Origin of the sequence: Pseudomonas sp. ME-P-057 (genome assembly GCF_030208975.1) — a bacterium.
In the GTDB taxonomy this organism is placed as follows: domain Bacteria; phylum Pseudomonadota; class Gammaproteobacteria; order Pseudomonadales; family Pseudomonadaceae; genus Aquipseudomonas; species Aquipseudomonas lutea.
Window position 1 is genome coordinate 75,382 of sequence record NZ_JARVSX010000040.1, and the last position, 17,835, is coordinate 93,216.

A 17,835-nucleotide genomic window follows, 5' to 3' on the forward strand; every position below is an offset into this window, starting at 1 on the left:
CCGCAGCGGCGATACGCGGCTCGGGCATTACAGCTGACCCAGAATCGGCGTAGACACGTTCACGTCATTATTCTGGCCGCGGTGGCGCAGCAGGTGGTCAACCAGCACGATGGCCATCATCGCTTCCGCAATGGGCGTTGCACGAATGCCCACACACGGGTCATGGCGACCCTTGGTGATGACTTCGACCGAATTGCCATCGACATCGATCGAGTGCCCTGGCGTGGTGATGCTGGAGGTCGGCTTGAGCGCCAGATGCGCGACGATGGGCTGGCCGGAGGAAATCCCGCCCAGAATGCCGCCAGCGTTGTTGGACAGAAAGCCTTCGGGGCTCATCTCGTCGCGGTGTTCGGTGCCGCGCTGGGCGACGCAGGCAAAACCGGCGCCGATTTCGACGCCCTTGACCGCATTGATGCTCATCAACGCATGGGCAAGTTCAGCGTCCAGCCGGTCGAAAATCGGCTCGCCCAGGCCGGGCATCACGCCTTCGGCAACGACGGTGATCTTGGCCCCCACCGAGTCCTGATCGCGACGAAGCTGATCCATGTAGGCTTCAAGCTCCGGCACCTTGCTCGGGTCGGCACTGAAAAACGCATTCTCTTCCACTGAATCCCAGGTCTGGAACGGGATTTCGATAGGCCCCAGCTGGCTCATGTAGCCGCGCACGGTGATGCCCTGAGTGGCGAGAAACTTTTTGGCGATGGCGCCGGCAGCCACGCGCATGGCGGTCTCGCGGGCGGAGCTGCGACCGCCGCCACGGTAATCGCGGACGCCATATTTGTGGTGGTAGGTGTAATCGGCGTGGGCCGGCCTGAACAGGTCTTTGATTGCGGAATAGTCTTTGGACTTCTGGTCGGTGTTGCGGATCAGCAAGCCGATCGCGGCGCCAGTGGTCTTGCCTTCAAACACCCCGGAGAGGATCTCGACCTCGTCAGGCTCCTGACGCTGGGTGGTATGACGGCTGGTCCCCGGCTTGCGGCGGTCCAGGTCACGCTGCAGGTCCTGCAGCGACAGCTCGATGCCGGGCGGACAGCCGTCAACGATGGCAACCAGTGCCGGGCCGTGGCTTTCGCCGGCAGTGGTGACAGTGAACAGCTTGCCGTAGGTATTGCCGGACATGCGGGAGGCTCCGAGGATGTTCAAAAACTCAAGCGCGCCAGTATACGCAGGCTTATGACGCAGTTCATCCTCGAACCTTATTCATTTGGCCGCGTCCAATTGACACTTTATTGATGATGGTCCTGCAATGCTAAGCGCCTTACCCCTGATTCGCGGCTTCTGGCCGCTGCGAGCGATCATCTTGAGCCTGACCCTTCTGTCGTCCATCGCCCATGCCGGCACGCCTGTCGTGCTGCAACGCCCCATCAGCCTCGATACCGGCAGCGGCGAATTGTTCGGGACCCTGCTGCTGCCCAAATCCCCAAAGCCGGTGCCGGTGGTGCTGATCATTGCTGGCTCGGGGCCGACAGACCGTGACGGCAACAATTCTGATGGCGGACGCAACGACAGCATGAAGCGCCTGGCCTTGATCCTCGCCAAGCACAACATTGCCAGCGTGCGTTACGACAAGCGTGGCGTTGCCGCCAGTCGTCCTGCAACGCCGGATGAGCGCGACCTGAGCATCGAAAAGTACGTCGACGACGCCGTGGCCTGGAGCGCCAGGCTCAAGGCCGACCCGCGTCTTGGCCAGCTGATTTTGATGGGCCACAGCGAGGGCGCGCTGGTTGCTACTCTGGCGGCCGAACGCGCCGGAGCGGTCGCATTGATTTCCGTCGCGGGCACCGGTCGCCCCGTCGATCAGGTGGTGCGCGAGCAACTGCAGGACCGCCTTCCTCCCGAACTGCTGGCGCGCAGCGAACAACTGATTGAAGAGATCAAAGCAGGCAAGACTGACGACAACGTCCCCGAGCCCTTGCAGGTTGTGTTCCGTCCGAGCGTACAGCCGTATCTGATCTCCTTGTTCCGACAGAACCCCACGGCCGCATTCGGGCAGCTGAAAATCCCTACGCTGATCATTCAGGGCCGCAACGACATGCAGGTCGGGGTGGGCGACGCCGAATTGCTGCATAAAGCCAAGCCCGACTCGCAGCTGGCGATCATCGACGGCATGAACCACGTGCTGCGCATTGTGCCAATGGACATCAAGCGGCAACTGGCGTCCTATAAGGATCCGCAGCTCCCGTTGGCCAGCGAAGTCACTGATCGCATATTGAAATTCCTGGATTCGGTACCGGCCACCTGAAGCTGCGCTGCCTGGATGCATGGCCTTAAGCTTCGTCGATAACGGCCGATAGTTGTCTGCTGGCATTGTATGCCGGGCAATGTCGATAACAGGATCGCCGTGATGACAGAAGAAACCAAGCAAACCGACGCGGTCGAGCCGACCGATGCCAACGAAGGCGAGGTCGTCGCCCCTGTGTTGTGGGAAGAGGTGCATGCAGAGCATTTTTCGATGCTGCGCCTCGCCCCTCTTCCTACCGATCGCGCAACCGGCGCCCGGCCCCTGCGCTTCGTCGAATTCGGCAAGGCCGAGCGCCACAGCCCGGCGTTCAGCCTGCTGCGCATGAGCTACCAGTTGCCCGGCCAAAAAACCCGCAAAGAGCAGAATCAGCTGGATATCTGGGTGGACCACGCCAACCGGAGCGTCCGCGTTGGCCCTGCATCCGGCTTGCAGATTGATCCGTGGAACCGCGGTCTGGGCCGTTTCATGCTGGCTCAGGGCATCACTTGGGCGCAGAAGCGCTGTGCCGAGTACAAGATCGAAGGCATTGCGCTGGCCAACAAGGATGCGCTCAACGAAGACACTCGCCTGCGTCGCGATCACTTCCTGAAAACCCAGGGTTTTGAGGTGGTCTACGCCGATGCCCAGCACCTCAAGGGCACGATCAAGGATGCCAAGGTCGGCAACCTCAACAACACGTGGAATGCCGATAAAATCCAGATCGTGCAGATTCTCGACGCCGCGCAAATGCTGCAACAGGCCGAACAGAGGATTCAGGAACAGGACGTCACGATCAAGAAAACCGAGGAGAAGGTCAGCAAGTACCGCCGGGACGACAGCGGCTTGCGTTTTACCATCGCTTGCCTGGTCACGTTTGCGGTGTTCCAGGCCGGCCTGCTGATCTGGATTGCAACGCATCGGTGAGCCGACAGTAAGCTGCGAAGTAAGCCGGTGTGCTTGCCATCAGATGTGTGCTGTGAATACCGACGCCTTCCCGGCTGAAGCCGGTCCCACAGGTTGCATGCTGTCAGTAGGACCGGCTTTAGCCGGGAAGAGGCCAGTGTGCTCGCCATCAGAAGTGTGCTGTAAACACCGACGCCTTCCCGGCTGAAGCCGGTCCCACAGGTTGCATGCCGTCAGTAGGACCGGCTTTAGCCGGGAAGAGGCCAGTGTGCTCGCCATCAGAAGTGTGCTGTAAACACCGACGCCTTCCCGGCTGAAGCCGGTCCCACAGGTTGCATGCTGTCAGTGGGAATGGCTTTAGCCGATCCTGCAGGTTGCAGGCCGTTTGTGGGACCGGCTTTAGCCGGGAAGAGGCCTACAGGTAGTCTGGTCAGACCCGCGCTGCAAACAGGTCCTGATGGTTGCGGCACTGCTCGGCGGTCAGCATGAACACGCCGTGGCCGCCACGCTCGAATTCCAGCCAGGCGAAATCCACTTCCGGGTACAGCGCTTCGACGTGAACCTGGCTGTTGCCGACTTCCACGATCAACAAGCCCTTCTCGTTCAGATGATCGGCAGCCTGCGCCAGCATGCGTCGCACCAGATTCAAACCGTCATCACCGCAGGCAAGCGCCAGCTCGGGCTCATGCTGGTACTCGTCGGGCATGTCGGCAAAGTCCTCGGCATCGACATACGGCGGATTGGAGACGATCAGATCGAAACGCTGGCCCGGCAGGCCGTCAAAACCATCCCCCTGCACCGTATAAACGCGCTCATCCAGGCCATGCCGCTCGATATTCTGATTCGCCACTTCCAGCGCCTCGAACGAGAGGTCGGCCAAGGCCACTTCGGCGTGGGGAAACACTTCGGCGCAGGCAATGCCGATACAGCCGGAGCCGGTGCACAGGTCGAGAATCCGCGCCGGGTCAGTGCCCAGCCAGGGTTCGAAGCGCTGTTCGATGAGTTCACCAATGGGCGAGCGTGGAATGAGCACACGCTCATCGACGATGAACGACATCCCGCAGAACCACGCTTCGCCCAGCAGATACGCCGTGGGTACGCGTTCCTCGATTCGGCGCTTGATCAGGTGTTGAACGGCAACCAGCTCTTCGTCTTCAAGGTTGCAGTCCAGATAACTGTCGGCGATTTCCCACGGCAGATGCAGGGCGCCGAGCACCAGTTGGCGAGCTTCGTCCCACGCGTTGTCGGTACCATGGCCGAAGAACAGGTCCTCGCCGTGGAAACGGCTGACAGCCCAGCGGATATGGTCGCGCAGGGTGCGCAGGCGGGAAGTGATCACGGCAGACTCCTTGAAAAAACGACGGGCGATTCTAGCAGCCATCCACGCAACAAACGATGCCTGCACAGGGCCCGGGCGTTGCGCTTGAAACTTTCCGCAAGTGTTTGTCTCGTTTTGCAGGCACTATGACAGCAACCGCGACCTGCTCGACGGCTTGAAGCCCGGCAAAAAGCGAGACCTGTGAGCATGGCGATTCACAGAATCGCTCTGCCAGTGGACAATGTGGCAAAAGCCCCACTCGAAGGAGCCCCCCGATGTCTGTTTCAAACACTGGTCCCAAGACCATGTTTCAACTCAGTGGCCGTGAATACGCAGCGGCCACTTTGAGTAATGCCACGCTGATCATCATTGATGCGCAGAAGGAATACCTCAGCGGCCCGCTCGCCCTGACCTGTGTTCAGGCGGCGATCGACAACATCGTCAAGCTGGTGGCCGCCGCGCGCGCCGCAAAATCGCCCATTATCCACGTGCGTCATCTGGGCACGGTGGGCGGCATGTTCGATCCACAGGGTGAGCGCGGGCAGTTTGTCCCCGAGCTGCAGCCCCAGGACGATGAGATCATTATCGAAAAACGCCTGCCCAACGCCCTGAACGGCACGGTCTCCACCGACGACCGCACGACGTTGCACAGCCTGCTCGAAAGCCGGGGCCGACTCGACCTGGTCGTCTGCGGTTTCATGAGTCACTCCAGCGTCAGCACCACCGTGCGCGCGGCCAAGGATTACGGCTTTCGCTGCACGCTGGTCGAAGATGCCTGCGCCACCCGCGACCTCCCGACCCCGAGCGGCGTCATCAAGGCCGAACTGGTGCAACAGGCGGAAATGGCAATCATGAATGACAACTTCGCCAAACTGGCGCTGACCGCGAACCTGATTTGATCGCCCTCTCACCCTTATCCGTTCACGCGCCTCACAGGAACTGTTCCGACTGAGCTGACTGCAGGCCTGTAGGTTTAGCAGATCATTTTCCGGCAGTTCCTGAAGAAAGGGCGTACAAATGCAGTCGTCTGCGGTGTGGTCCAGCGCACCTGACCGCTTATCCGTTATCGAACACGCGATGCCCTTGAAACCCTGCCAGACGGGAACCACCCCACCCTGAGCGGGTCAGAGCGCCGATACCCATAGAGGAAATCGGAATGAAGATATCCGATGGTTTTGATGCCCGCCGCCTGCGTCCCAAAGGCCAGGGCAGTTGGCGGATGCGCTTTGTCGCTGCCTTTTCGGCCATTCTGGCCACCGCCGGCGTGTTGCTGGCAATGGCCGGTGTTGCCAGCCTGATCGGCAATCCTGTGGCATTGGGTGAGCTCAACGCCAGTCCCGCAGGCGCCGTGGTTACGGTCGTCGTGGGTCTGCTCATGCTGTACGTGGGTGTGTGGTTCTGGCGCCGCAGCCGTCGCCGCCGTCGTCGCGCAGGCGAGCTCAACATGTCGCCCCATCTGATGAAGAAACACGACTGAACCTCGGTCATCCGCTGCCATTTGATCACCGATAGTCGCGCCGATCTGGCGTGACGTGGTTAAACTGGCCCCCTTCGCGGAGACCATCATGCAAGACGACGATTTTTCCCTGTTCAGAAGCGAGATTCGCGGCGTCAAGCCGATCAAGACTGAACATGCGGACGTAGGAAAACCCAAAACCGACCGTAAGAATCTGGCCAAACTGCGTCAGGCCGCGACCGTGCGCTCGGATGCGACGATTACGGTTGACGGTCTGTCAGATCAGTTCGTGATCGATGTCGGCCCTGAAGACATGCTGTACTGGGCGCGTGACGGGGTTCAGGAAGGCCAGATGCGCAAGCTCAAGCTGGGTCAGATCAGCTTCGAGGGAAGCCTGGATCTGCACGGCATGAGCGTCGAAATGGCGCGTGAAACCATGTGGGAGTTCCTCGCAGAAGCGGCAAAGCTCGAAGTGCGCTGTGTGCGGATCACCCATGGCAAAGCCGTGCGGCTGGACGGCAAGCGGCCGATGATCAAAAGCCACGTCAACACCTGGCTGCGTCAACATCAGCAGGTACTGGGTTTTGCCTCATGCGTCGCCAAGCATGGCGGCGCCGGTGCGGTGTACGTGATCCTCAAGCGGACCATGATGGAAGGGCGGGACGAGTAAGGCAGGCTGCGTTCTTGTGGTCCTACGTATTCGGCTGTGGCGGTACTTGGTCAAGGCATCACTTGTAGGAGCCGGCTTGCTGGCGAAGGGGGTGGGTCCGTCTACATTTCAGCCGCTGATACACCGAGTTCACCAGCAAGCCGGCTCCTACAAATTATGTGGCGGTTGTTTGATCGGCAGCCCAATCGATTCAAGCCGAGGCGTCAGCGCGGGCCTTGGCCGCCACCACCGCCGCCTGGACCGCCGCCCTCATAATGCCCGCCACCGCCACCATGACCGCCATGGCCTCCTCCGCCCGGCCCCCAAAAAGGCCAGCACCCGGACATTGCTGACATTACCGCGATGACCATCGCGACTTTAGCGATACGACTCAACATTGTGGTTCTCACTCCAAGCGATTCTGATTCAAGGCATTCATCACCTGCTGCGTCTGACATCAGAGGCCGCTTGAACTGCGTCGCGGTTTGGTACCCACCGCGTGTCAGTGTTGATACGCAAGGCCACTGCAAACAAAGAGGCCGCGATGGAAGCACGTTCCTGTCGCGGCCTGATGCGGCGTTCACTGCAGTGATCAGCGGCGGTAGTAACCGGGGCCCGGGCCATACCCGCCGCGCCCACCGTCGTAGGGCCCACCATCGTAATAACGATGTTCGTGCCAGCCGCCATGACGACCCCAACCCGGTCCAAAAAAGCATCCCGAAACAGACGACGCCAGAGCAATCACCAGTGCGATTTTCGCGATTCGGCCAAGCATGATAAGCACTCTCTTCATCCGGGCATCTGTCACCCGTTACTTAAGACACCGACCCGACACATTTCGACGTAAAGGCTCGGTAAAGGTTGGGTAAAGGACGGCTTGCTCCAACGAAGCGGCGCCATGCCGCAGGCTCCGGGGGCGGCTGCCGTACCCCTGCGCGCCCAGCTACGCTACTATGTGCGCCTTTGCAGGCCCGCAACCTGCGTTTCTTGAACCCGCACGGAACACACCCCTGTGACTCTGGAACAGAACTACACCGCCATCCTTGGTCAACTCGGCGAGGACGTCTCCCGCGAAGGCCTGCGCGACACCCCTAAACGGGCCGCCAAAGCCATGCAGTACCTTTGCCGCGGCTATGAACAAACCCTTGAAGACGTCACCAACGGTGCGCTGTTCAGCTCCGACAACAGCGAGATGGTGGTGGTCAAGGACATCGAGCTGTATTCGCTCTGCGAACACCATCTGCTGCCCTTCATAGGCAAGGCCCACGTGGCCTACATCCCGAGCGGCAAAGTGCTCGGCCTGTCGAAGGTCGCGCGCATCGTCGACATGTACGCCCGCCGCCTGCAGATCCAGGAAAACCTCAGCCGCCAGATCGCCGAAGCCATTCAGCAGGTCACCGGCGCACTGGGTGTGGCCGTGGTTATCGAAGCCAAGCACATGTGCATGATGATGCGCGGCGTAGAGAAGCAGAATTCTTCCATGATCACCTCGGTCATGCTGGGCGAATTCCGCGAAAACGCCGCCACACGTACCGAGTTTCTCAGCCTGATCAAATGATCGTGGCGTCCTGAATGCCGCAGCATCAGGCTGCGGCAGTCTGGCGGTTGTTGCCGCCGAGTGAGGTTTTATCGTGTTGATGAAAGCAGTGAGGGTCGGCCTCGGCCAGCTCGTGATCGCGGGCGACTTCCTGACCCGGCCGAGCAAGAAGAAGCGTACCCCCGAAGCTCAGGCTGCCGTCGATGCGTCGGCCAAAGCGCTGACGCTGTACCAGTTTCACGCGTGCCCGTTCTGCGTGAAAACCCGTCGCGCAATGCGTCGTTTAAACGTGCCTGTGGCTCTTCGCGATGCCAAGAACAACGAGCCGGATCGTCAGGCGCTGCTAAGCGGCGGCGGCCGAATCAAGGTGCCGTGCCTGCGGATTGAGGAAGAAGGTCAGACGGTGTGGATGTATGAATCGAAGGTGATCATCGATTACCTGGAAAAGCGATTCTCGGCGGCGTGAATCGCTATCCGTCGTAATGGTCAGCTTGGCCGCGGCGGCGGTAGTACGAACTCCGGAGATCCAGCGGATGCGCCGGCCCCTTTGCGGGCAAGCGCGCTCCTGCAGGTAGTGCCGCTACTTCGGGCAGCCTTCCTGGCGACAGGCTGTGTAAGCCTTCAACTGCTCGACCCTTACTTTGGTCTGCGCCGACAGGCATTGCGCCTGAGCGAGCGGCCACAGGCTACCGCCCTCCTCCCGCTTGCCAGCCTGATACTGGCAATCGGCATCACGAAAGGCGATCCACTTCTTCTGCGCGTCCTGCAACGCCTTCTTGCGTGCCGGCGTTTTCAGATAACCCATCTGCGCGTTGTACTGCGTGTTCAGTTCGGCATCCAGCGCCGCGTACTCTTTGCTCGCGCACTGATTCATGGACCCCTGGTTGGCATCACAGTCCTGGGCTTGTGCCGAGCAGCCGATGCCCAGTGCCATCAGCATGCCGACCGCGATCATCCTGCATTGCATGTCTTATCTCCCTAATTAAAAAGGCCGAGGTCAGCCCAGCATGCCGACATAGCCCGTTTGCTGTTGAACCCGGACCAGCCAAGCCTGGATCGCCGGGAACTGCGCCAGCTCGAAGCCGCCTTCATGGGCGACGTGGGTGTAGGCATACAGCGCAATGTCGGCGATGGAGAAGTGTTCGCCCACCAGAAACGGCGTGCGCTGCAGTTGCTGCTCCATGACTTTTAGCGCCTTGTTGCCTCGTCTGTGCAGCGAGTGATACTCCTCCATCCGCTCTTCTGGTAACCCCAGATAAAACTGGATGAAACGCGCCACGGCGAGGGTCGGCTCGTGGCTGTACTGCTCGAAAAACTGCCACTGCAACATTTGCGTGCGCAAGCGTGGCTCGGTCAGCAAATAAGGCGTGCCTTCGGCAAGGAAATTGAGAATCGCGTTGGACTCCCACAGGCAAGTACCGTCTTCCAGTTCAAGCACCGGAATCTTGCCGTTGGGGTTCTTCGCCAGAAACGCCTCGGTTTCGGTCTCGCCCTTGAGGATATCCACCGGCACCCACTCATATTCTGCACCGAGCAGGTTGAGCATCAGCTTGATCTTGTAGCAGTTGCCCGAGTTGTAATCGCCGTAAACCTTGTACATCCACCCTCTCCCATCAATCGTGTACGGACGGTCGCGCCGACCATGTTTGAGCCTAATCTATCAGGCCGCCTGTGAAAGCTGCGTTTCGCGGATCACGGCAGCGAGTCGTTTCAAGCCTTCGTCCAGGCGCTCGGGATCGATGTGGCTGAAGTTCAGCCGCAGATAACCCGGGTTGGCATCGGGATCAGCGAAGAATGGCTCACCTGGCATGAACGCGACGTTCTGTGCCAATGCGCGGTCAAGCAGTCGGCGCGTGTCGAGCTTGTCTTTGAGTGTGAGCCAGAAAAACAACCCGCCCTGTGGGCTGTTCCACTCGGCCAGGTCAGCGAAGTGCCGCTGCAGCGCGGCTTCGAACGCATCGCGGCGGGTACGATAGAAGCTGCGTAACTCCAGCAGATGCTGTTCATAGCGCTCGCTGCCAATCCACTGCAGCGCCTGCCACTGACCGACCCGATTGGTGTGCAAGTCGGCCGACTGTTTGAGTTTGAGCAGATGCGGAAACAAATCGGGCGTGGCGATCAAATAACCCACGCGCAATCCCGGCATCAGGGTTTTCGATACCGTGCCGGTGTAGATCCAGCTGGCTTTTTTCAGGCGACCGGCGATGGGTCGGGCACTGGCGCCATCGAACGTCAGTTCGCGGTACGGCTCGTCTTCGATCAGCGTAACGCCGAACTCGTCCAGCAAGGCCGCGACGGCATCCCGCGCGTTCTCGCTGTAACGCACAGCCGACGGGTTCTGAAACGTGGGAATCAGGTACGCGAACGACGGCGAGTGCTGCTCCAGCCGCTGACGCAGCGCTTCGAGGTCCGGGCCACCGCTCAGCAGCGGGACGGTCAGGCAATCAGCGCCGAACAATTGGAAGATCTGCAGCGCGGCCAGGTAAGTCGGTGCCTCGAGCAGGATCTCGGTGCCCTTGTCGATGTACAGCTTGGCGGCCAGGTCCAGCGTTTGCTGAGAACCGCTGACGATCATCACCTGACTGGCGTCGCAGTCGATCCCCAGACCTCGTGCCTGTGCTGCGATCGCTTCGCGAAGCTGCGGCTCGCCCTCGCTCATGCCGTACTGGCCGATGCTGCGGGGCATGTCGGACCATTCGCTTTTCGGCAACATGGCTTCTGCTGGCAGCCCGCCAGCGAATGACATCATCTCCGGGCGCTGCGCCGCAGCGAGGATTTCGCGAATCAGTGAACTCTTCAAACGGGTAACGCGTTCGGAAAATGGCATCGGATCACCGCTGGCGCAAAGAAATGAAAATACGTCAAACTGCTTGACCGAAATTACGATGCCGCGCACGGATACGTCAATATGCTTGACCTTAAAAATTCATCGACGCAACAAATCGCCATGGAGGCGTTTTTTTTCGGCTATCAAGCGTTCACTGCCAAGGCGGATGAAATGCTCGACCGCCGCGGCCTGAGTCGCGTCCACCAACGCATCGTGTTTTTCATCGCCCGTTACCCAGGCCTGAGCGTCAAGGAACTGCTCGGCGTGCTGGGAGTGAGCAAGCAGGCGCTCAATACCCCGCTTCGGCAATTGATCGAGATGGAACTGGTCCTCAGCGTCGCGCCCGAGGATGACAAGCGTAAGCGCCTGCTGGAGTTGACCGCCGAGGGCCGCAAGTTTGAAGAGTCCCTGCGCCGTGAGCAGGTCAAGCTGCTGCAGCGGGTGTTTGCCGACGCTGGCCGCGAGGCAGTGGATGGCTGGCTGGCGGTGAATCAGGCGTTGGGCAAGACGATGACGCGCGGCTGACCTGTCGGGCTCCGGTCGATTTGGCCAACTGTGCCGACTATTGCGCTGACGGCTGTACCGCAACGCCATGCGGCCACTGCGTATAGGCTTGCAGCTCTGTTCAACCGGTGTGCCAAGGATCGAACCGCATGACTGACCTGCCCCTCGCCCCGTTGCGGCCCATGGCTGACACGTCGCTGTCCGCCGTCGTTGCGGGCTTCATCGCCATGATGACCGGCGTCACCAGTTCGCTGGTGCTGATGTTTCAGGCCGGACAAGCCGCGGGCCTGACCCCGGCGCAGATTTCTTCGTGGATCTGGGCGTTGTTCATGGGCATGGCGGTGTGCAGCATCGGCTTGTCGCTGCGCTATCGCTCGCCGATCACCGTCGCGTGGTCGACACCCGGTGCGGCGTTGCTGATTACCAGTCTCGGCGGCGTGGCTTATCCCGAAGCGATCGGTGCATTTATCACCTGTGCCGTGCTGGTGATCATTTGCGGCGTGACCGGCAGCTTCGAGCGCCTGGTGAAACGCTTGCCCACCTCGCTGGCGGCGGCATTGCTGGCGGGCATTCTGTTCAAGATCGGCAGTGAAATCTTCGTCGCTGCGCAACACCGCACCGGCCTGGTGCTGGGCATGTTTTTCACCTATCTGATCGTCAAACGCTATTCACCGCGCTACGCGGTGCTAGTGACGTTGCTGGTGGGCGTCGCGCTGTCAGCGATGCTCGGCCTGCTGAATTTCAGCGGTTTCGCTCTGGAAGTGGCCCTGCCCGTCTGGACCACGCCATCGTTTTCCATCGCCGCAACCGTCAGCATCGGCATCCCGCTGTTCGTTGTTGCCATGACTTCGCAAAACATGCCGGGCGTGGCGGTATTGCGCGCGGACGGTTATCACGTGCCCGCCTCGCCACTGATCACCGCCACCGGCATCATCTCGCTGATTACCGCGCCGTTTGGCGCCCACGGCATCAACCTCGCCGCCATCAGCGCGGCCATCTGTACCGGCCCGCACGCCCACGAAGACCACAACAAACGCTACACGGCGGCTATCTGGTGCGGGATTTTCTACGCCATCGCAGGCGTGTTCGGCGCCACGCTGGCTGCGCTGTTTGCGGCATTTCCCAAGGAGCTGGTGTTATCGATTGCCGCCCTGGCGCTGTTCGGCTCGATCATCAACGGCCTGACCGTGGCCATGCACGAGCCCAAGGAACGCGAAGCCGCGCTGATCACCTTCATGGTCACCGCATCGGGGCTGACGCTGTTTTCCATCGGTTCGGCGTTCTGGGGGATTGTCGCGGGGGTGCTGACGCTGGTGATTCTCAACTATCGCAAATGAACGCTCGCGGCATGAGTGCGATCACCGCCGCCCTCTGGTTACTCGCCGCCTGAACGCGATAGCCGCCGCCCCCTGGTTACTCGCCGCCTGAACGCGATAGCCGCCGCCCTCTGGTTACTCCCCGCAGGAACGCGATAGCCGCCGCACTCTGGTTACTCGCCGCCTGAACGCGGTAACCGCGGTCCCCTTGTAGGAGCGCGCTTGCCCGCGAATGCGGTGGGTCAGTCGCTGTTGTGGTTTGTGACCGGATGCTTTCGCGGGCAAGCTCGCTCTTACACGCTTTGCCCAAGGCTGGTGCTCGCCGGTAAAACGCGGCGACAGCTGAACCGTGGTGGATGGGTTATTGGCGAGTGGCTGAAGCCACCGTCAGCGTGCCCGCCCCGGTATCCAGAACCGCATGACTGCCCAACGCGACTGCCAGATTGCGCTCACCGTGGCCGATGGACAGGCCGCCAAGCACCGGAATGCCCAGATCGCCCAAGCGCTCGATCAAGACATCGGGTGGCCGGATCGGGTTATTGCCGTGGCCCGGTTCGCTGAACTGACCCAACGCGATACCACCGAGGCGCTGCAGAATGCCGCAGTTGTGCAGATGGGTGATATTGCGGTCAACCCGATACGCCAGCTCGCCGACGTCTTCGAGCAGCAGGATTACGCCTTCCAGATCAGGCATGAACGGCGTGCCGACGCAGGTGCTCAGCATGCTCAAGTTACCGCCGAGCAACACGCCCTCGACCACGCCGGATGTGCGCACGCTGAAGGTGGGCTCGGATGGATCGGCATGAATGATGGAGGGCTCGGTGCTCATCAACGCCTGCTTGAGCGTGCTGGCAATAATGCCGCCCTTCTCAAGCTGCGCTGCCACCGGACCGTGAACCGTGGCGAGGCCGGTGTGGGTCCAGAGTGCAGCGTGCAAGGCAGTGATGTCCGAGAAACCGACGACCAGTTTAGGGTCGCGAAGCACGGCTTCGTAATCGAGTTGCCCGAGGATGCGTTGAACGCCGTAGCCGCCCCTGTTACAAAGCACTGCGCGAATTTCGGGGTCGGCCAGGGCGTCGTTAAGGTCAGAGATGCGATCAGCGTCGTTGCCGGCCAGGAATCCGATGTTGTCCAGTGCGTGGGGGTAGACGCGAGGGCGTAATCCCCAAGAGGTGAGTTCCCGCACGGCTGCTTCCACCCGGGCTTCTGCGACCGGGCCGGCTGGGGACAACAGCGCTACGGCGTCGCCAGCGCGGAGGGCTTGAGGGTAGAGGGTTGGGCGGGAGGCAGGCATTTTCGGGATGGCTCGACGGATGGCAATGCAGAGCAATGTAGAGCACTGACGGGCTTGAATCCAGCGGGGCACGCAGGCGCGGGTCGGTGAACTGGCCGCGCGCCCGCAAATGGCCGAAGGCCAAGGGAGTAGCCTCCCGTGGCGCAAGGCATTACGCAGTCACCTCTTCGCTATAGAACTCGTAATCCGTGTAACCCACCTCGGTACCGCCAAAGAAGGTTGGACGGTCATAAGCGTTGAGCGGCAGATTGTGCCGCAGGCGCTCTGGCAAATCCGGGTTGGCGATGAAGTGACGACCGAAAGCAACCAGGTCTGCGTTGCCCTCCTGGATGATGGCCTCGGCGGACTCGCCGTTAAAGCCACCGGCAGCAATGATTACGCCTTTGTAGTGTTTGCGCATCAATTTGGCAGCGACCGGCGTCGGGTCGGCGTTCTCGTCTTCGATATTGCCAAGGATGCGCGGCTCTATCAGGTGCAGGTAGGCAAGGTTCAGCGGCGCCAATTGTTGTGCAACGTAGGAGAACAGGCCTTCCGGATCGCTGTCGCCCATATCACCCCAAGTGCCGCTTGGCCCAACACGGACCGCTACACGATCACTGCCCCACACGGATATCAGCGCCTGAGTCACCTCCAACAGGAAGCGCGCCCGGTTTTCGAACGATCCCCCGTAAATATCAGTGCGCTGGTTGCTGTTGTCCTGCAGGAACTGGTCGACCAGATAACCATTGGCGCCGTGCAGTTCTACCCCGTCAAAACCGGCTTTCACACCGCGTTCGGCAGCGGTCCTGAAGTCTTCTACCAAGCCCGCGATTTCGACGAGTGTCAGCGCGCGGTTCGGGGTATTGGGTACCCATCCATCAGCGGTATACGCCACGCCGCCGTGCAGGATTTCCGATGGGCCAACAGGAATACTGCCCGCAGGCTGCACGTCGACATGGGACTGGCGACCCGCATGATAAAGCTGCAGAAAAATTTTGCCCCCTTTGGCGTGCACGACGTCGGTGATCTGTTTCCAGCCCGCGATCTGGTTGTCGTCGAACAGACCCGGCGCGCCGAGATAGCCGTTACCGTTTGGCACGGCGATGGTGGCTTCACCGATCAGAAAACCGCCTTCGGAAGCGCGTTGAGCATAATACTCGGCCATCAGCGCACCAGGACGAGCGCCTTTTTCGGCGCGCATGCGGGTAAGCGGTGCCAATACAACGCGGTGGGTAAAGGTGAACGGCCCTACATTAACGGATGAATGAAGTTTGGACATGATTGCCTCGATGTGAAAAGCAAGAAGAGTCTTTGGATATCTGCCCGGGTCGTAGCCGTCTGGCCTTTCCGGTCCGGGGCGCTTGGCATCAGTTAATGCGATTATCCGCAGGGAATAAATGGGCTGGGATTCCCAACACTTCGGACTTTTTGGCCGTAATGCTGGCGCCCATAAAACAGCCGGGGTGCGCGACCTGGGTCCAACCGGTAGCTACCACTGACGACCTGGCGGCACAGTTTATGGTCGTAGTTCTGCGTTTAACCGCCCGTATGGAAACCGCGACCGACACCCATTCCTGATTTCATCTTCTTTTCTGTCCTATTTCCTCGCCCGCCTTTACTCTCCATCAGCCCTCCTTCCGTACCGAGCACACTTGAAATGATGGACAGCCTCAGCGGCATCACAGCCTTCATCAATGTGGCCGAAACCCGCAGCTTTACCGCAGCCGGGCGACTTCTGGAAATCTCCTCATCTGCTGTGGGCAAAAGCGTGGCGCGCATGGAAGAGCGCCTCGGTGTCCGGTTGTTCCATCGCAGCACGCGCAGTGTCACCCTGACCACCGAAGGCGAGCTCTTCCTCGACCGCTGCAAGCGTATCCTCAGCGAGGTCGAAGCCGCAGAAATGGAGCTGCTCGAGTTGTCCGCTACACCCCGGGGAAAGGTGCGTATAAGTGTGCCGATTCAGAACGTGCTGATCATGCCCGTCCTTGCCGGGTTTATGCGCACCTACCCTGACATCGAGCTGGAAGTAGACATGTCCGACCGGATGGTGGATGTGATTGAGGAAGGCTTCGATGCGGTTATCCGAACCGGGGCGCCTCAAGACTCGCGGCTGATGGCACGCAAGCTCGGAGGCTACCGACTCCAATTGGTGGCCTCGCCCGCGTACCTGGAGCGCAACGGCACCCCTGCGCATCCCGATGACCTCATCAGTCACACCTGCCTGCTGCACAAGTTTCCGGCCACCGGGTTGGTCGAGCGCTGGCCGTTGCGCGTCCACGACACGCACATAGAGCCGAATCTGGCGCGGGCGTTAACGTGCACGACGATGGACCCCCTCACTTACCTGGCGATAGATGGGGTGGGTATAGCCTGCTTGCCGGATTTTTCGATCCATGAACCGTTGGCAGACGGCAGGCTGAAGGTGGTACTGGAGGATTACACCGACCACACCGGCAACCTGTGGATGCTCTGGCCTGCCTCGAAGCAGACAGCTCCGAGGCTGCGAGTGTTGATCGACTATTTCAAAGACAACATTCTAAAAACTTGAATTCACCGCAACAGCGATTCGGCGATGGGCGTTTTTTTGATGCCAAAACTGAGCATCACCCCCAACCCAAGCAAACCGATCGCCGCGCCCAGCCACAGCGCCGACGGCACACCGGCATGATCGACCATCACACCGCCGAAAAGGGAACCTGAAGCAATGGCAATCTGGAAGGTCGTCACCAACATTGCCGAACTCGCCTCTGGCAAGTGGGGCGATGTCAGCTGCATCCAGCTACTCACGCCCAGAGGGATCGCACCGTATGCGACTCCCCAGACCAGGACCGCCAGCGAAACGGCCATCCCTTGCAACTCAGGCAAGGCGAGCTGGGCTAATACCATCAGCAATACCACGGCGCCCAACGAGGCACGCAAATGGGTCGTGATGGTCCCGGCCATCGCGAAGTTGGCAAGCATGCCGGCCAGGCCGAAACCCAACAGGATCGCAGTGATGGCCGTTGGTGAAAAGCCAGCGTCATGACCAAGGAAGGGAGCGATGAAGGTGTATGCGGTGAAATGAGCGGCTACCACAGTGCCCAGCAGCCACATGCTCCGACGCGCATTGCTGCGCGACACGAATGCCACGAGCGCGCGCCAGTTCAGGCCTTCGGTTGAAGGCAATGACGGTAACGTCAGGCCTTGAGCAATCAGCGCCAGCAAGGCGAGCCCTGCTGTAGCGGCAAAGGACATGCGCCAAGAAAAAAGCGTGCTGACGAACGTCCCGAACGGCACCCCCAATACCGTAGCCAATGTGATGCCAGCGAAGATTAACGCGGTGGCTTTTCCTGCCTTCGACTGATTGACCAGCCGCCCCGCCGCCGCAATGGCCACCGCCCAAAATCCCCCCAGCGCAATACCCAGCAGCCCGCGCCCCAGCAACATGATCGCCAGGGACGGGGCCAATGCAGACACCGCATTGGAGGCCACCAGCAGGAGCGTCAATAGCAGCAGCAAGTGACGTCTGTTCATACGCCCCGCGCCAAGCATGACTGCCGGTGCTGACAACGCGGCGACAACACCCGGCACGGTGACCATCAGCCCTGCAACCCCTTCGCTGACGCTGAGGCTGTCGGCAATCTGCGGTAGCACCCCTACCGGGAGATATTCAGTCGTGACGAAAGCAAAAGCGCCAAGGGCAACGGAATACACCGACAACCAGTCGCGTGAGGAAGGAACGTTTTCCAGAGGTTGCGCTGAGGCAGCAGGTAGTGCTTTGCAATCGTTCATGGGCCAGCTCCACAAGGAATAAGTGGCGCCATGTTAGGTATCGACCAGGCAGCGAAAAAC

Annotated in this window: 18 protein-coding genes; 10 read left to right on the top strand and 8 right to left on the bottom strand. The window is 60.5% G+C overall.

The annotated features are described in order from the left end of the window. Positions 1-27: 27 nt before the first annotated feature. Positions 28-1,119 carry a chorismate synthase gene (aroC, locus tag QRN48_RS21900; protein ID WP_285353235.1) on the bottom strand — a complete coding sequence of 364 codons (1,092 nt, stop codon included), beginning with the start codon at positions 1,117-1,119 and terminating at the stop codon, positions 28-30. A 127-nt stretch (positions 1,120-1,246) separates the two neighbouring features. Between aroC and QRN48_RS21905 the strand changes: the two genes are divergently transcribed. Further along, positions 1,247-2,242 (top strand): alpha/beta hydrolase, encoded by a 996-nt coding sequence (locus QRN48_RS21905; RefSeq protein ID WP_037009041.1) that lies wholly within the window; start codon positions 1,247-1,249, stop codon positions 2,240-2,242. Positions 2,243-2,344: 102 nt separating this feature from the next. Beyond that, on the top strand, positions 2,345-3,145 hold the full coding sequence (locus QRN48_RS21910) for a hypothetical protein (protein ID WP_285353238.1): 801 nt from the start codon (positions 2,345-2,347) through the stop codon (positions 3,143-3,145). Positions 3,146-3,554: 409 nt separating this feature from the next. Here QRN48_RS21910 and prmB read toward each other — a convergent pair whose 3' ends face one another. Continuing rightward, complete coding sequence (gene prmB, locus QRN48_RS21915; RefSeq protein WP_285353240.1) at positions 3,555-4,463, bottom strand: 50S ribosomal protein L3 N(5)-glutamine methyltransferase; 909 nt, start codon at positions 4,461-4,463, stop codon at positions 3,555-3,557. Positions 4,464-4,717: 254 nt separating this feature from the next. Here prmB and QRN48_RS21920 point away from each other — a divergent pair, with 254 nt between their 5' ends. From QRN48_RS21920 to QRN48_RS21945, 5 genes are all read left to right on the top strand, one after another. Continuing rightward, positions 4,718-5,341, top strand: a complete 624-nt coding sequence (locus QRN48_RS21920) for a cysteine hydrolase family protein (RefSeq protein WP_285353242.1) — start codon at positions 4,718-4,720, stop codon at positions 5,339-5,341. Between the two features lie 257 nt (positions 5,342-5,598). Beyond that, positions 5,599-5,919 (top strand): hypothetical protein, encoded by a 321-nt coding sequence (locus QRN48_RS21925; RefSeq protein ID WP_285353244.1) that lies wholly within the window; start codon positions 5,599-5,601, stop codon positions 5,917-5,919. 88 nt (positions 5,920-6,007) lie between these two features. After that, positions 6,008-6,568: a Smr/MutS family protein gene (locus QRN48_RS21930; RefSeq protein WP_037009029.1), complete on the top strand. Its 561-nt coding sequence runs from the start codon at positions 6,008-6,010 to the stop codon at positions 6,566-6,568. A gap of 991 nt (positions 6,569-7,559) precedes the next feature. Beyond that, positions 7,560-8,105, top strand: a complete 546-nt coding sequence (gene folE, locus QRN48_RS21940; RefSeq protein WP_037009028.1) for a GTP cyclohydrolase I FolE — start codon at positions 7,560-7,562, stop codon at positions 8,103-8,105. 79 nt (positions 8,106-8,184) lie between these two features. Then, positions 8,185-8,550 carry a glutathione S-transferase N-terminal domain-containing protein gene (locus QRN48_RS21945; RefSeq protein WP_285353346.1) on the top strand — a complete coding sequence of 122 codons (366 nt, stop codon included), beginning with the start codon at positions 8,185-8,187 and terminating at the stop codon, positions 8,548-8,550. A gap of 114 nt (positions 8,551-8,664) precedes the next feature. On the opposite strand, the gene QRN48_RS21950 is transcribed toward QRN48_RS21945, so the two are convergent. Genes QRN48_RS21950 through QRN48_RS21960 form a run of 3 tightly spaced genes read right to left on the bottom strand, consistent with a single transcriptional unit; the run spans position 8,665 to position 10,911 of the window. Continuing rightward, the gene (locus tag QRN48_RS21950; protein WP_285353247.1) at positions 8,665-9,051 is read right to left on the bottom strand and encodes a lysozyme inhibitor LprI family protein; all 387 of its coding nucleotides are present in this window, start codon (positions 9,049-9,051) and stop codon (positions 8,665-8,667) included. A gap of 30 nt (positions 9,052-9,081) precedes the next feature. Beyond that, positions 9,082-9,684, bottom strand: a complete 603-nt coding sequence (locus QRN48_RS21955; RefSeq protein WP_191945083.1) for a glutathione S-transferase family protein — start codon at positions 9,682-9,684, stop codon at positions 9,082-9,084. A gap of 60 nt (positions 9,685-9,744) precedes the next feature. Next, on the bottom strand, positions 9,745-10,911 hold the full coding sequence (locus tag QRN48_RS21960; RefSeq protein ID WP_285353250.1) for an aminotransferase-like domain-containing protein: 1,167 nt from the start codon (positions 10,909-10,911) through the stop codon (positions 9,745-9,747). An 81-nt stretch (positions 10,912-10,992) separates the two neighbouring features. On the opposite strand from QRN48_RS21960, the gene QRN48_RS21965 reads away from it, so the two are divergent. Both QRN48_RS21965 and QRN48_RS21970 read left to right on the top strand, forming a co-directional pair. Next, on the top strand, positions 10,993-11,436 hold the full coding sequence (locus QRN48_RS21965) for a MarR family transcriptional regulator (protein ID WP_037009020.1): 444 nt from the start codon (positions 10,993-10,995) through the stop codon (positions 11,434-11,436). A 128-nt stretch (positions 11,437-11,564) separates the two neighbouring features. Continuing rightward, on the top strand, positions 11,565-12,752 hold the full coding sequence (locus tag QRN48_RS21970) for a benzoate/H(+) symporter BenE family transporter (protein WP_285353252.1): 1,188 nt from the start codon (positions 11,565-11,567) through the stop codon (positions 12,750-12,752). Between the two features lie 340 nt (positions 12,753-13,092). Here the strand turns inward: QRN48_RS21970 and QRN48_RS21975 are convergent, their stop codons facing one another. Continuing rightward, entirely contained in the window at positions 13,093-14,025 is a 933-nt protein-coding gene (locus QRN48_RS21975) for a S66 peptidase family protein (RefSeq protein ID WP_285353255.1), read from the bottom strand. Positions 14,026-14,176: 151 nt separating this feature from the next. Continuing rightward, the gene (locus QRN48_RS21980) at positions 14,177-15,283 is read right to left on the bottom strand and encodes an alkene reductase (protein ID WP_285353257.1); all 1,107 of its coding nucleotides are present in this window, start codon (positions 15,281-15,283) and stop codon (positions 14,177-14,179) included. 381 nt (positions 15,284-15,664) lie between these two features. On the opposite strand from QRN48_RS21980, the gene QRN48_RS21985 reads away from it, so the two are divergent. After that, the gene (locus QRN48_RS21985) at positions 15,665-16,552 is read left to right on the top strand and encodes a LysR family transcriptional regulator (RefSeq protein WP_191945218.1); all 888 of its coding nucleotides are present in this window, start codon (positions 15,665-15,667) and stop codon (positions 16,550-16,552) included. A gap of 2 nt (positions 16,553-16,554) precedes the next feature. Here QRN48_RS21985 and QRN48_RS21990 read toward each other — a convergent pair whose 3' ends face one another. Then, positions 16,555-17,775 (bottom strand): MFS transporter, encoded by a 1,221-nt coding sequence (locus tag QRN48_RS21990; protein WP_285353259.1) that lies wholly within the window; start codon positions 17,773-17,775, stop codon positions 16,555-16,557. Positions 17,776-17,835: the final 60 nt, after the last annotated feature.